The sequence below is a fragment of the Caldicellulosiruptor diazotrophicus genome, assembly GCF_017347585.1.
GTDB classification, from domain to species: Bacteria; Bacillota; Thermoanaerobacteria; order Caldicellulosiruptorales; family Caldicellulosiruptoraceae; genus Caldicellulosiruptor; species Caldicellulosiruptor diazotrophicus.
Window position 1 is genome coordinate 1,190,235 of the sequence record NZ_AP024480.1, and the last position, 14,631, is coordinate 1,204,865.

Below are 14,631 nucleotides of genomic sequence, written 5' to 3' on the forward strand. Positions count from 1 at the left end.
TTGAAAAAATATTAAAAATAAAAAAATGCAGGGCTATCTTGTCCAGCAACGTTGTTTTTAAAAAGACCCTGCATTTTTTATTATGCTGATTTTTTATCAAAAAATCAAAAGTTAGGAGAACAACTGACAAAGAGCAAACTTATAAAGATTGAAATAAGTATAACGACTATGCTTGTTATAATCAAAGATTTTCCCAAATTATCTTCCCTTCTTGCTATATAGATGCAACCCAATATAATACCGATAATTGGAAACAATATTGAAACTATGTATAACCAAAAAACACTATTATTAGTTTTACTATATTTGTAATTAGTATCTTCACTATATACTGCCAGTTTTCCTCCACATTCATCGCAAATTTCTGCTCTCTGAGGGTATATTCGCCCACATTTCAGACAAATTTTTTTGTACTTATCTACTGGACCTAAAATAGCTCCACATTTCCAACATTCTGTTCTGTTTTCACCATTTAACTCGTTACATTTTGGACATATTCTCAAATTTTATATATCCTCCATGTTTCCAACTAATATTTATAACATTCTATCACTTTTATCAATTAACTGTCAATATTACTTTTTTGGATTAATAATTTCAATTATGCATATCCCAACTTATTTTTTCCTACTTCCAGGCTTCACAATAGGTATACCTTCTTTACAAAGCGGACACTCTTCAGGCTCAAAAGTTTCAATTTCCAGTGTAAGAAGGGTTTTTAAAGGATAGCCAAGGTCTACCTTTCCGCCACTTCTATCTACAATGCCAGCAACTGCTACAACTTCCCCACTGTATTCTTTTACAATCTCAATTATCTCTCTTACAGACCCGCCTGTTGTTATGACATCTTCAACTACCAAAACTTTTTCTCCCTCTTCAATCTTAAATCCTCTTCTAAGTTTCATTATTCCGTCTTCTCTTTCTGCAAAGATAGAACGGCAATTTAGCTGTCTTGCAAGTTCGTATGAAAGTGTTACTGCTCCCAACGCAGGGCCTATAACGACGTCAATTTGTTGATCTTTAAAGTGTTGTGCAAGGTCCCTGCAGATCATTTCTGCTAAGTTTGGGTATTGCAATACTTTTGCACATTGAAGGTACTTTGCACTGTGTTTTCCAGAGGACAAAAGAAAATGTCCTTCCAAAAGAGCATCTGTGTCTTTAAACATTTGAATGTAAGCTTCTTTATTCATAACTCTCTCTCCTTTCAATAATAGTAATATCTTGTTTTTCAATTCCTCTTTCCTTTAAAAACTGTTGCCACCAATCCTGGTAAGCGATTGTTGAAAGCTCCTCGCCAAGGTGGGACCAGTCACCCTCAACAACAAGGTGATATTTTCCCTCTTTGTACTCAATTATATTTATAGCTGTGTTGTCCTGCCATAAAATTTCATTGAGTCTTTCAAATTCATATCCTTTTATATAGGTCAGAAGAGCTCTGATTAACGTTCCGTGGGTTACAATACATATTCTCTTACCAACATTTGACTTTACAATGTCCTCAAAAGCAGATTTTGCTCTCAAGAAAAGTTCATACATACTTTCGCCATTTGGCATACAGTGCTTGTGAGGCATTTTCTCCCACATTTCATACTCCGTTGGATAAAGCAATGGAAGTTCATCCCAGCACCTGTCTTCCCAATCTCCACCGTTTATCTCTATCAAATCTTCTCTTACTATAATCTTTATATCTCTTCCCTCTCCTATTTTGCTTGCAGTATAGAAGGCTCTTTTCAGAGGACTTGAATAAATTACATCAAAATGGACATTTTTTAATCTTTCTGCAAGTTTTTGAGCTTGCAATTTACCTTTTTCTGTTACATTAGAATCTGTAATACCATGAAACCTTCTTATAAAATTTCCCTCTGCCTCTGCATGGCGAATAAGATATACAACTGTCTTTAACATTTTGTTTTCACCTCAGATATTTATGTTACCTACAAGCTCTTTTATGGAATTAAAACCCTTTCTTTCAAGATAAGCCTCAATTCCCTCTTTTATTTCACAAACAGCTTTAGGATTTATAAAATTTACAGTACCTATCTGAATGGCAGTTGCTCCAGCAATAAAAAACTCAATGGCATCTTTGTAATTCATAATTCCTCCCATGCCAATAATGGGTATTCTAACTTTCTTGAAACACTCATAAACCATTCTAACTGCAATTGGCTTTATAGCAGGACCTGAAAGTCCACCTGTTACCATCTTTATCAGGGGTTTTCTTGTTTCAATGTCAATTGCCATAGCAGATACAGTGTTTATAAGCGAAATTGCATCAGCCCCTGCATTTTCTGCAGCTACTGCCAACTGGGTTATATCTGTGACATTTGGTGTTAGTTTAACAATTATTGGACAGCTTGCCACATTCCTTACAGACTTTGTTATCTCATAGACTTTTTTTGGGTCTTTACCAAAGACCATTCCGCCTTCTTTCACGTTCGGGCAAGATAAATTTACTTCAATCATATCTACAAGTGAAGTTAATATTTTTGTAAGCTCAACAAACTCTTCTTTGGTAAAACCGTTTATATTAGCAATGATTTTGGTATCAAGGCCTTTTAAAAAAGGGAGCTCTTCATTTACAAATGCTTCAACTCCGGGATTCTCAAGACCAACAGAATTTATTATTCCTGCATACACTTCACAAAGTCTTGGCTGCGGATTGCCAATTCTCTTTTTTAAGGTGATGCCCTTTGTACAGATAGCGCCAAATTCACTTATGTCAATTAACTTTGAATATTCACGACCAAAACCAAATGTGCCTGATGCTGCAATAACAGGGTTTTTGAGTTTTATCCCCGCTATTTCAACTTCTAAATTCATTCAATCTCAACCTCCATTATATCAAAAACAGGGCCATCTGAACACACATGATACATTTTGTCATCTTTTCCTTTTATACTGCAGCAAAGACATGCGCCTATCCCGCACGCCATTTTTTCCTCTAAAGAGGCATAACATTTTACAGGAAGATTAAGATTTTTAATCGCCTTTAACATAGGCTTCGGACCACAGCAAAAAACAACCTTATATTCTTCATTTGAAACATTGGCTTTAAAAAGCTCAACAACACTCCCTTTATAACCTCTACTGCCATCATCTGTTGCTATTAAGGTATTGTCACAAATGTCCTTAAATCCTTCTACCAAAAACATTGAGTTTAAATCTCTGAATCCAAGAAATACATCAACTTTATTACCTCTATTTTTGAGCTCTTTACAGAGGACAAGAAGAGGGAAAATCCCGACCCCCCCTCCAATCACAGCAACCTTACCGTCGAATGTGTCTGTCAAAAATGAATTTCCAAGTGGACCCAAGATATCAATAACCTCTCCTTTTGATTTTTGAGAAAGAAGTTTTGTACCTTTACCTACCACTTTGTAACCAATATAAACCCTTTTTCCCTCAACAAAAGAGATGCTAAAAGGTCTTCTCAAAAGAGGATAGATGCTCTCTTTATCAATTAGAATATTCACAAAATTGCCCGGTTTAAAATTTTCTGCTAAATATTCAGATTCAAAGGATAGAAGAAATATATCATTTGCAATCTTTACATTTTCTTCAATTTCAACGTCTAATAGCTTCATTATCAATCTCTCCTATGTTAAATATGTCAAGTTCTCTTTTTTGTTTTAGAAATTCAATAATTTCAACTACAGCCTTTGCAGTGTCAACTGAAGTGAAGATTGGAACCTTATTTTCCACAGCAAACCTTCTTATCAAAAAACCATCTCTCTGCGGCTGCCTTCCTTTTGTAGGAGTATTGATGACAATATTTATTTCTCCATTTCTAATCAGATCTATTATATTTGGACTTCCTTCAGACACTTTTTTAACATGATTTGCCGCAACCTGATAAAAATTCAGATGTTTTGCTGTCTTTGATGTTGCGTATATCTTGAATCCAAGCTTTTCAAACTTCTCAGCAATTGGGATGATTTCATTTTTGTCAGGGTCGGCAACAGTAAAAAGTACACCACCTTCTAGTGGGAGCTTTGTACCGCTTGCAACAAGCCCTTTGTAAAGAGCAACATAGTAGTCTTTCGAAATTCCCATAACCTCACCTGTTGACTTCATCTCAGGACCAAGTGATACTTCAACATCAGGAAGTTTTTCAAATGAGAAAACAGGAACTTTAAAGGCATAGAAATCTTTTTTTGGCAAAAGCCCAACTGTGTTTACCAAATCTTTCAGCCTATATCCCAAACTTACCATTGTTGCAAGCTCAACCATGGGAACGCCAGTTACCTTGCTCAAAAACGGCACTGTTCTGCTGCCTCTTGGATTTACTTCGATGACGTAAAGTTCTTCGTTTTGAACAATAAACTGCACATTCATAAGTCCTTTGCATTCAAGTTCTCTTGCTATTTTGAGCGTGTATTCGACAATTTTCTCTTCAATATACTTTGAAATATTCCTTGCAGGATACAGGGAAATACTGTCTCCCGAATGAACACCTGCTCTTTCAATATGTTCCATTATTCCTGGAATTAAGATATCTTCGCCATCAGATATAGCATCAACCTCTATTTCTTTCCCGACGATATATTTGTCAATGAGGATAGGATGATCATTGAGATTTTTTGCATAGCTGAGCATCTCTACTATATCGTCATCATCAAAGGCAATTTTCATGCCCTGTCCACCAAGAACATATGATGGTCTCACAAGCACAGGATATCCCAATGAGTTTGCTATTTCAAGGGCTTCTTTCAGTGTATAACATGTAAAGCCTGGAGGTCTTTTGATGTTAAGCTTATTCAAGATTTTGTCGAATCTTTCTCTGTCTTCGGCAATATCTATTCCCTCTGCGCTTGTACCAAAAATCTTGATACCCTCTTTTGCAAGCTGCTGAGAAAGTTTTATAGCTGTCTGACCACCAAATTGGACTATCACACCTTCTGCCTTCACTGTCTCAATGACATTTAACACATCTTCTTTTGTGAGAGGTTCAAAAAAGAGCATATCTGAAGTATCAAAATCAGTACTTACAGTTTCTGGATTGTTATTGATAATCACAGATTTTATGTCAAGCTTTGAGAGTGCAAAAACACTGTGTACAGAAGTATAATCAAACTCAATTCCCTGACCAATTCTAATCGGACCTGAGCCCAAAACAACAATTTTTCTCTGTGTATCTGATGTTTGTGATATTGCTACATCATTTTCTCTTTCATATGTTGAATAATAATATGGAGTTTTTGCTTCAAATTCTGCTGCGCATGTATCAACCATTTTATATACCGGTGTTATATTTAGGTTTTTTCTCAAACTTCTCACATCATTTTCAGATATCCCTTTGATATTTGCAATCGTCTTGTCACTGAACCCCATCTTCTTTGCATCAAGAAGTATACTGCTGTTTAGTTTCTCTTTTCTTATTCTTTCTTCCATCTCAATTATATTTTTAATCTTGTGGAGGAAAAATCTATCTACTTTGCTGATTTGGTATAGGTACTCTACTTCATATCCTCTTCTTATAGCCTCAGCAAGTGCAAAAATTCTTCTATCATCAGCCTCCATTATAAGTTCTGAAAGAGATTCGTTATCTAAACTTTTTAGTTCTGGAAGGTCTAAGTAGTCCAGCCCTATGTCAAGAGACCTTATACCTTTTAAAAGGCTTTCTTCAAACGTTCTTCCGATTGCCATAACCTCTCCAGTTGCTTTCATCTGTGTACCGAGTTTTCTGTTTGCATAAGTAAACTTGTCAAACGGCCAGCGTGGAATTTTCAGAACAACATAGTCAAGAGCGGGTTCAAAACTTGCGTATGTCATCTTTGTAATAGCATTTTCTATTTCATCAAGTGTATAGCCAAGCGCAATCTTTGCAGCAATTCTGGCAATTGGATACCCTGTTGCTTTTGAAGCTAAAGCAGATGAGCGGCTGACTCTTGGATTTACTTCAATCACTGCATATTCAAAGCTATCAGGATTTAAGGCAAACTGGACATTGCACCCTCCTTCAATCTTCAGAGCATCTATGATTTTGAGAGCAGATGACCTTAACATTTGATATTCTTTATCAGAAAGTGTCTGCGATGGTGCAACAACAATGCTATCGCCTGTATGAATTCCGACCGGGTCAATATTTTCCATATTACACACGGTAATCAGGCATCCGTTTGAGTCTCGCATAACCTCATACTCTATCTCTTTCCACCCTTTTATACTTTTCTCTACAAGTATTTGGTGTACAGGACTGTAAGAAAGACCTCTTCTTGCAATCTCTACAAACTCCTCTTCATTGTTTGCAATACCACCGCCAGTTCCCCCAAGGGTATATGCCGGCCTTATTATAACAGGAAAGCCTATTTTCTTTGCAAACGCAAGACCATCTTCTACGCAGTTTACAACCTCACTTGGAACCACAGGTTCGCCAATTTTTATCATCAGCTGTTTGAAAAGTTGTCTATCTTCTGCAAACTCAATAGCTTCAATGTTTGTTCCAATTACCTTGACATTGTATTTGTCAAGGATTCCGCTTTTGTAAAGTTCAACAGCGGTATTAAGTCCTGTTTGCCCTCCAAGTGTTGGTAATATAGAGTCAACTTTTTCTTTTTGAATTATTTTTTCTATTATTTCACAAGTTATAGGCTCAATATAGATACTGTCTGCCATTGTTTTGTCTGTCATAATTGTTGCTGGGTTTGAGTTTATAAGGACAACTTCAATGCCTTCCTCTTTTAATGCCTTGCAAGCTTGGCTTCCTGAATAGTCAAACTCAGCTGCCTGGCCAATTATAATCGGTCCTGAACCAATAACCAAAACCTTTTTGATATCTTTTCTCAGTGGCACTTTAAAGTCTCACCTCTTTTGATTTTATTTCTTTAGGAGATTACTGCGTTTATACTTTCCTTGATACTCTTTGAAGCTAAATAGCTACTCTTTTCAAAATCAGAATGAAGATAATTTTTGTATGCATAGATTATATCACGCGACGAATTTACTATTATGCCCATGTTGTTGCTATCTACAAAATATTTCAAATCTTCTACTTTTCCTCCCTGTACACCGATGCCAGGTACAAGTAGGAAAGAGTTTGGCAAGATTTCTCTTATTCTTTTAGCAGCTTCTTTTTGGGTTGCGCCTACAACAGCACCAACATCACTGTAACCTTCTTTTCCTCTGCAGTTTTTCCCCCATTCATAAACTTTTTCAGCTACCAGTTCAAAAAGGTATTTATCTTCTACAATCAGGTCTTGAAACTCGGCAGAAGAAGGATTGGAAGTCTTAACAAGCACAAACAAACCTTTTTTGAATCTTTCGCAGTCTTCAACAAAGGGCTTTATCCCGTCTTGACCAAGATAAGGGTTTGTAGTGATTGCATCAAACTCAAAAAATCTCATTTTTCTACCAAAAATGAGTGTCTCGCCAAGGTAAGCGTTTGAATATCCTTTTGCAGAGCTTGAAATGTCGTTTCTTTTACCATCAAAGATTACAACAAGCTTTTTGTTTTTTACATATTCACAAAGTTTATGCAAAACCTCAAATCCATGGTAAGAGTACTGTTCAAAGAATGCTGCTTGAAACTTTACCCCAACCACATTTTCTTCCACTGCATCGATAATTCTTCGATTGTATTCAAACAAGATAGTTTTCAAATTGTCAATCTCGCTTTTTTCTTTGTCATAAAATCTTTTGATAAAATAATCTGGTATATTTTCAATACTCGTATCAATTCCTGCTATAAGAACACTGCTTTTCTTTTTTATAATCTCAATTAGCCTATCAGAGAAGTTCAACAACTTAAAACACCGTCCTTTTTTAATATCTTCCCATTGTATATTACTGTCTCAACATAAGAAGTCAAAAGTTTTCCCAAAAACACACTATTTTTCGACTTTGACACAATGTTTTCTTCTTTGACTTCCCACTTTTTCTTTAAGTCCACAATTACAAGGTTGGCTTTTTCACCTTCTTTTACAAAATATGGATAAAATCCAATTATTTTTCTAGGATTGTGATTCAAAAGTTCTACTATTTTCCCAATATCAAACCCATTTTTCTCGACAAGGTATGTGAACAGCACAGAAAATGCAGTCTCAAACCCAATTGTACCGCTTGCGGCAAGGTTAAACTCGACATTCTTTTCATCTTTATGATGCGGGGCATGGTCTGTTGTTATACAGTCAATTACACCTTCTTTTAATCCTTCAATTAAAGCTTCAATATCTTCTTGTGTTCTCAAAGGAGGGTTTACTTTTGCGTTTGTGTTAAATCCAAGCACCTCATCTTCTGTAAGACTTATATAATGCGGGCATGTGTCAGCCGTGACATTTACACCCCACTCTTTTGCCATTTTTATAAGTCTAACAGATTCTTTGGTGGACACATGGGTTATATGAAGATGTGCTTTTGTTTCTTTTGCAAGAAGAATATCTCTTGCAACGATGGTTGATTCTGCCTCGCGTGGAATTCCTCTAAGTCCCGTGATTGTTGACACATATCCTAAATTTATCTGTCCTCCTTCAGATAAGTTTGTATCCTCACAGTGTGAAATGACAGGTATCGAAAAATCTTTTGAGTACAAAAGAGCATTTCTCATAATGTTTGCGTTCATAACACTCTTTCCATCGTCTGAGATAGCAATAGCCCCTTCTTGTTTCATAAATCCTATCTCTGCAAGCTCTTCTCCTAAAAGTCCTTTTGTTATAGCCCCAACAGGTAAAACCTCAATTGGTGAGACCTCTTTAGCACGGTATTTTATATACGCAACCATTGCTCTGTTGTCTACAGGAGGGTTTGTGTTTGGCATACAGCAGATGGTTGTAAATCCTCCTGCTAAAGCAGCTCTGCTGCCGCTCTTTATGTCTTCTTTGTACTCAAAACCAGGTTCTCGTAAATGACAGTGAATATCGGTAAAACTTGGCATTACGTACTTGCCGCTTGCATCTATTATAGTCATCTTATCTGGATTTTCTTCTATGTCTTTACCAATTCTTTCTATTCTGTCATCAACTATCAGTATGTCAGCTTTTTCAAGTTTATCGTCAATACTATTTATAATCTGTGCATTTTTTATCAATATCATCATCTATAAATTCCCTCCTTGCGCGTGCAAAGGTATAAAACTGCCATTCTAACAGCAATTCCATTTGTAACCTGTTCTTCAATTGTAGAATTTGGTAGCTGCATCACCTCTGAAGAAATTTCAACTCCCCTGTTGACAGGACCAGGATGCATTATCAGGGTGCTGCCTGAAATATACCTCATTATATCTTCATTTAATCCATAAAACTTATAATATTCTTGTTTTGAGGTTATAAAGCCCCGTTTTTGTCTCTCAAGCTGAATCCTCAAATCTATTATAACATCTTTTCCTGAGACTGCCTCTTCTAAAGAGGATGCAACATAAGCAAAGTTTTCAATATAAGGAGGAATAAGAGTTTGTGGTCCAAACACTGTGATTTGGTTGTCAAACTTGGAAAGCCCCCAGATGTTGCTCCTTGCAACCCTGCTGTGAAGAATATCGCCAATGATTGCTATCTTCAACTTCTCAATTGTTCTAAGCCTTTCTCTTATTGTGAACATATCAAGCAGTGCCTGAGTTGGATGCTCGTTCATTCCATCACCAGCGTTTATGACCGAAAATGAGCAGTTTTTAGCAATAAAATGCGGCACACCAGAGACAGAATGTCTGACAATTAACACATCTGTTTTTAGAGCTTCCAAAGTTTTTATAGTGTCAAGCAAAGATTCTCCTTTCTGCACACTGCTGGTTTGCACTGAGATTGATGTTGTATTTGCACTCATAAACTTTGCTGCAAGTTCAAATGATGTTCGTGTCCTAGTGCTATTTTCATAAAACAGAGTTACAACTGAATACCCCTGCAAATGAGGAGTCTTTTTTGTTTCGCTCTTTAAAATTGTCTTCATATCTTTTGCAAGATTCAGTATTTTTATTATGTCCTCTTTTGAAAGCTCTCTTAGCCCAAGCAAATGTTTCAATTTATCCACCTCCAACTGTTTACAAAAAAGGTAGGGAAAATACCCCTACCCTTAATTATTTGGTTCTAAAACTTCTTTTGCCTTTGCAATTTTGAGTTCTTTTGACTCTGGCAAAAGAAGATTTAAAATTATTCCGACAAATGTAGCAAGAGCCATTCCTTCAAACTCGATGTTGAAAAATTTGAGTCTTGTTCCACCAACACCAATTATTAAAACCACAGAAGCAATTACAAGATTGCGTGTTTGAGACAAGTCCACCTTGCTTTCAATCATCATTCTCAAACCAGATGAAGCAATAACACCAAACAGCAGGATGCTGATTCCCCCAATTACTGGTGAAGGAATTACCTGAATAAGAGCACCAAGCTTTTGGACAAACGAAAGCAAGATTGCCAGTATTGCTGCCCACAAGATTACCCATGTGCTGTACACCTTTGTTATTGCCATAACGCCGATATTTTCACCATATGTTGTATTAGGAGGACCTCCAAGAAAACCTGCAGCAATTGTTGCAAGCCCATCTCCTGCTAAAGACCTGTGAAGTCCTGGATTTTTTGTAAAATCTCTTCCCACAACATTGTTTGTCACAAGAAGATGTCCAATATGTTCTGTTATTGTAACTATGGCAATTGGAGCAATTGATAAAATAGCAGAGAGTGAAAATTTAGGAAATGTAAACTGAGGAAGCCCCAGCCACTTTGCATTCTTGATAACTTCATAGTTCAAAAACGGAATATATTTGCCATTTGGATAGAACGAGTTAAGAAGATTTGTGTTCATACCAATCAAGTCAAGCACATATGCAAAAAGATATCCACTTACAAGTCCAATCAAAACAGGTATGACTTTAAAAAATCCTTTAAAGTAAACAGAGCCAAACACGGCAACAAGTAATGTAAATATAGAAACCCAGCAAACAGGACTTTTTAAGACATTTACAGCAACTTCCAAAATCTGGCCATCTTTTATAACCTCTTTAAAAAGTCCTGCTGATTTCACAGCTGCTGCTCTTGCAAGAGAAAGTCCAATAATCATCACAACGGGACCTACAACAACGGGTGGCAGTAGTCTGTCAATCCAGTTTGTTCCAAACAGGTAAACAAGAAATGCTACTATCAGATATACAACACCTGATGCAATGCATCCAGCAAGAGCATATTCTTTTCCTCCAAGCGAAGCAGAGACTGTGATAATAGGATTGATAAATGCAAAGGAAGATCCAAGATATGCAGGTATTTTGTTTTTTGTTACAAGAATATATATTATGGTCCCCACACCACTTGTAAAGAGAGCAACAGTTGGATTAAGTCCTACCAGAATAGGAACCAAGATTGTTGCGCCAACCATGGCAAAAAGATGTTGAAGACTCAAAGGCAAAGTTTTTAAAAATGGGAGCTTTTCTTCAACCTGAACAACTCTGTTCATTTTTAAAGCTTTCTCCTTTCTTTTAAAGTTATATTTCCCTATCAAGCTGTTCAATTATTACTCTGTTGTCGTTGTCAAACTCATCAACAAGAACGTGAACAATCTCTTTTCTTGAAGTTGGAACATTTTTTCCTACATAGTCAGCCCTAATTGGAAGTTCTCTGTGTCCTCTGTCAATCAACACTGCAAGCTGAATCATTTTTGGTCTTCCCATGTCCATTAAAGCTTCAATTGCTGCTCTTACTGTTCTACCTGTAAAAAGAACATCGTCTACTAAAACTATCTTCTTGTTGTTTATATCAAAATCAATCCTTGTAGAGTTAACCGTAGGGTGTTCTGATAGAAGGCTCAAATCATCCCTGTAAAATGTGATATCAAGAATGCCCAGAGGAAGCTTTACACCTTCTATTTTTTCTATGTTTTCTTGTAACCTTTTTGCCAGAGTTACACCTCTTCGCTGAATTCCAACAAGGCAAAGATTTTCAACACCCTTGTTCTTTTCAAGTATCTCGTGAGAAATCCTGACCAAAGCCCTTCGCATTTGATTTGCATCCATAATTTCTTTAATTTTTTCCAAAATACAGCACCTCCTTTGGCACAAAAAAAGCTTCCTGCCTGTGAATGGGCAAGAAGCTTTTTTTACATGCTAATACTCTCAACCTCTCTTATTTAAACCTTGCCGCCTCACAGGGCCAGCTTAAAGGTCTTAAATTCTCATCAAGCCACCTATTTAATTTTTTATTTTTTCTTAGCTTTTCTTAGCTATTATAACACCAAAATGTACAGTTTGTCTATGGTTATCAATAGTATATATGCTATTTATTGTTTCTGTTCCTCAGCATATTTAGAATCTCTACAAAGTATTCTGGTAAGTCAGCCGAAAAATGCAGCGCTTTTAAAGTTATTGGATGAACAAACTCAATTTCACCTGCATGAAGAACCTGACCTTGAACTCCAAACTCATTTTTTGCTCTTCCATAAGTACTGTCTCCAAGTAAAGGATAACCTATATACGACATATGCACTCTTATCTGGTGAGTCCTTCCTGTTTTTAGTCTAAGTTTGACAAAACTGTATTTGTCAAACCTTTCTAAAACCTCAAAGTAAGTAACTGCTTCTTTCCCATTGGGAACAACAGCCATTTTTAGCCTATTTACAGGATGCCTCCCAATCGGTGCATCAACTACACCACTGTCTTCTTTTAACACACCTTCACATAAAGCATAGTATATCCTCTTTATTTGATGAGATTTTAAAGCTTCAGAAAGTTTAATATGTGCTTCATTTGTTTTAGCAACAACTAAAAGTCCCGATGTGTCTTTGTCAAGCCTGTGGACAATCCCGGGTCTTATAACCCCGTTTATACTGCTAAGTCTCCCACTGAACTTGTGCAAAAGTGCATTTACAAGAGTATTTTCAAAATTGCCTGCACCGGGATGTACAACCATCCCCCGCGGTTTGTTTATTACCGCTAAGTGTTCATCTTCATACACAACTTCAATATCTATATCTTGAGCAACAAGGGATAGCTGTTTAGGCTCAGGAATGACAACTTTGATTATATCTCCACTTTTAACTTTATATGCAGGTTTTAAAACTTGTCTTTGATTTACCAATACATTTCCTTCTTCTATTATCTTTTGTACAAAACTGCGGGTTTTAGAAAGAGCCTCAGAAAGATACCTATCCAGTCGTCCATCAAAATCTATTACTGTTAAGGTTTTTTCTTCAGAAATAACTCTTCGCCTCCTTCTTTTAGTATCAAAAATATCAAAAGAAGCACGCCACAGGTTATAAAGAAATCAGCAATATTAAAAACAGGTATGACTTTTATATCTATAAAATCTACCACATAACCCTTAGCAATCCTATCAAAGAGATTCCCTATCGCTCCTCCCACTATCAGCGAAAAAGAAAATCTGTAAAAGTTGTTTGTTGACTTGAACATCATGTAACACAAAAATAAAATAAGGACGATTGAAACCATTATAAAAAATCTTCTTTTTCCCTCTAAGATTGAAAAAGCCCCGCCTCTGTTTTGCACATAGGTAAGCGACAAAATTCCACCCAGTAAGTTGACAGAGCCATCTACAAAAACGTTTTCAGCTTTTGCCTTTGTTAACTGGTCTAACACAAAAGTTAACACAATTATAATCCAGTAAACCAAATTCTTTCTCACCTTTTTAATTATCAATGCGTATCTGTGAATATTCTTTTTTTATTATAATATATCAACTACTGAAAAGCAAAACACAAAAAGCTTTATAACCATTTTTTAGCATCGTCAGTTGAGATTTTATCCACATCTTCAACTGAATCATCAATGTCATTTATCTTTTTATAAAACTTCCTTCCGTCAGATACAAGCTCATCCTGCGGACCGTTGCTTGTTGAGTGCATCTCAAGGATACTCCACATATCTGTGCCATCATGTTCTTCTTCCCCTTGACTTGGAAACTTGTCATTGAAAGGTTTGCCCAGCACCTTTTCTTCGATTGGTCTTTGGTCTGTTCGATAATTTTCTTGATTTTCAATATCTTTTTGGCATTCTATACAAAATTCTGTATAAGGTATTGCCAAAAGCCTTTCTATAGGAATTTCTTTTTTGCAGGACATACAGTAGCCAAAGTTTCCCTTTTCAATTTTGGAGAGTGCTTTTTCAATCAGCTTAAGTTTCCTTTTCATGTCAGCTTTCAAGCTCATGTTCTTTTCCGCTTCAAATAGGTCTGATGCAATGTCAGCTGGATGATTGTCATAGTTTGATACCTCATTTGAATACATTGAGCTAAAGTTTGCAACCTGATTTTCTTTAGTATTTTTTAAATACTCTTCTACTTCGGATTTTTTTTCTAAAAGCAATTTTTTCAGCATTTCAATCTCAGCTGGCTGCAATATAAATCTCTCCTTTTACTGAAGTTTTTTAATGCATATAAAACTTTACAAATTTCAATATTTCAGCAATATACCGACCTATTACAGGAAGGTTATACTTTACGATAGCGTTAAGTATATATAAAAGAAGAGCACCCAAAATAGAAAAGCCAAAAGCTGTTCCAAATCCCCGTGCAGCACCCGATAAAAAGTTTGTAAAAATTATCTTCTTCGGGTTTTTCAAATATTCTATATAGTAGCTAAAATTCATTCTTTCAAGCTTTAAGATAAAATCATTTAACTTTTCCTCAAATTCATCTCTTGACATCGTCTCACCTTCTCAATAAATTATTTTGTTGATTTTTGCACATTTTATTTATATAATTTTTT

Annotated in this window: 15 protein-coding genes; all 15 read right to left on the reverse strand. The window is 36.0% G+C overall.

Annotation, left to right across the window (positions count from 1 at the left end; translation table 11 throughout):
• Positions 1 to 104 precede the first annotated feature (104 nt).
• Positions 105 to 503 carry a zinc ribbon domain-containing protein gene (locus tag CaldiYA01_RS05680; protein WP_207182440.1) on the reverse strand — a complete coding sequence of 133 codons (399 nt, stop codon included), beginning with the start codon at positions 501 to 503 and terminating at the stop codon, positions 105 to 107.
• Positions 504 to 617: 114 nt separating this feature from the next.
• Positions 618 to 1,190, reverse strand: a complete 573-nt coding sequence (gene pyrE / locus CaldiYA01_RS05685) for an orotate phosphoribosyltransferase (RefSeq protein ID WP_207182442.1) — start codon at positions 1,188 to 1,190, stop codon at positions 618 to 620.
• Positions 1,183 to 1,905: a histidine phosphatase family protein gene (locus CaldiYA01_RS05690; RefSeq protein WP_207182444.1), complete on the reverse strand. Its 723-nt coding sequence runs from the start codon at positions 1,903 to 1,905 to the stop codon at positions 1,183 to 1,185. The genes pyrE and CaldiYA01_RS05690 overlap by 8 nt, the downstream gene beginning before the upstream one ends.
• 12 nt (positions 1,906 to 1,917) lie before the next feature.
• Positions 1,918 to 2,820, reverse strand: coding sequence for a dihydroorotate dehydrogenase (locus tag CaldiYA01_RS05695; RefSeq protein ID WP_207182450.1), 903 nt, complete (start codon positions 2,818 to 2,820; stop codon positions 1,918 to 1,920).
• Positions 2,817 to 3,584 (reverse strand): dihydroorotate dehydrogenase electron transfer subunit, encoded by a 768-nt coding sequence (locus CaldiYA01_RS05700; RefSeq protein ID WP_207182451.1) that lies wholly within the window; start codon positions 3,582 to 3,584, stop codon positions 2,817 to 2,819. Before CaldiYA01_RS05700 ends, CaldiYA01_RS05695 begins: the two co-directional genes overlap by 4 nt.
• Positions 3,565 to 6,792: a carbamoyl-phosphate synthase large subunit gene (carB, locus tag CaldiYA01_RS05705; protein WP_207182454.1), complete on the reverse strand. Its 3,228-nt coding sequence runs from the start codon at positions 6,790 to 6,792 to the stop codon at positions 3,565 to 3,567. Before carB ends, CaldiYA01_RS05700 begins: the two co-directional genes overlap by 20 nt.
• 32 nt (positions 6,793 to 6,824) lie before the next feature.
• The gene (pyrF, locus tag CaldiYA01_RS05710; protein ID WP_207182455.1) at positions 6,825 to 7,742 is read right to left on the reverse strand and encodes an orotidine-5'-phosphate decarboxylase; all 918 of its coding nucleotides are present in this window, start codon (positions 7,740 to 7,742) and stop codon (positions 6,825 to 6,827) included.
• The gene (locus CaldiYA01_RS05715) at positions 7,736 to 9,028 is read right to left on the reverse strand and encodes a dihydroorotase (RefSeq protein WP_207182744.1); all 1,293 of its coding nucleotides are present in this window, start codon (positions 9,026 to 9,028) and stop codon (positions 7,736 to 7,738) included. Before CaldiYA01_RS05715 ends, pyrF begins: the two co-directional genes overlap by 7 nt.
• Entirely contained in the window at positions 9,028 to 9,945 is a 918-nt protein-coding gene (locus CaldiYA01_RS05720; protein WP_207182456.1) for an aspartate carbamoyltransferase catalytic subunit, read from the reverse strand. Before CaldiYA01_RS05720 ends, CaldiYA01_RS05715 begins: the two co-directional genes overlap by 1 nt.
• A 51-nt stretch (positions 9,946 to 9,996) precedes the next feature.
• Complete coding sequence (gene uraA, locus CaldiYA01_RS05725) at positions 9,997 to 11,370, reverse strand: uracil permease (RefSeq protein ID WP_207182457.1); 1,374 nt, start codon at positions 11,368 to 11,370, stop codon at positions 9,997 to 9,999.
• Between the two features lie 28 nt (positions 11,371 to 11,398).
• Positions 11,399 to 11,947, reverse strand: coding sequence for a bifunctional pyr operon transcriptional regulator/uracil phosphoribosyltransferase PyrR (pyrR, locus tag CaldiYA01_RS05730; RefSeq protein ID WP_207182458.1), 549 nt, complete (start codon positions 11,945 to 11,947; stop codon positions 11,399 to 11,401).
• A gap of 238 nt (positions 11,948 to 12,185) precedes the next feature.
• Positions 12,186 to 13,106 (reverse strand): RluA family pseudouridine synthase, encoded by a 921-nt coding sequence (locus tag CaldiYA01_RS05735; protein WP_207182746.1) that lies wholly within the window; start codon positions 13,104 to 13,106, stop codon positions 12,186 to 12,188.
• The gene (gene lspA / locus CaldiYA01_RS05740; protein ID WP_207182465.1) at positions 13,085 to 13,537 is read right to left on the reverse strand and encodes a signal peptidase II; all 453 of its coding nucleotides are present in this window, start codon (positions 13,535 to 13,537) and stop codon (positions 13,085 to 13,087) included. Before lspA ends, CaldiYA01_RS05735 begins: the two co-directional genes overlap by 22 nt.
• Positions 13,538 to 13,632: 95 nt before the next feature.
• Positions 13,633 to 14,262: a TraR/DksA C4-type zinc finger protein gene (locus CaldiYA01_RS05745; protein WP_207182467.1), complete on the reverse strand. Its 630-nt coding sequence runs from the start codon at positions 14,260 to 14,262 to the stop codon at positions 13,633 to 13,635.
• A gap of 28 nt (positions 14,263 to 14,290) precedes the next feature.
• Positions 14,291 to 14,569 carry a DUF5665 domain-containing protein gene (locus CaldiYA01_RS05750; RefSeq protein ID WP_015907832.1) on the reverse strand — a complete coding sequence of 93 codons (279 nt, stop codon included), beginning with the start codon at positions 14,567 to 14,569 and terminating at the stop codon, positions 14,291 to 14,293.
• Between the last annotated feature and the right edge of the window lie 62 nt (positions 14,570 to 14,631).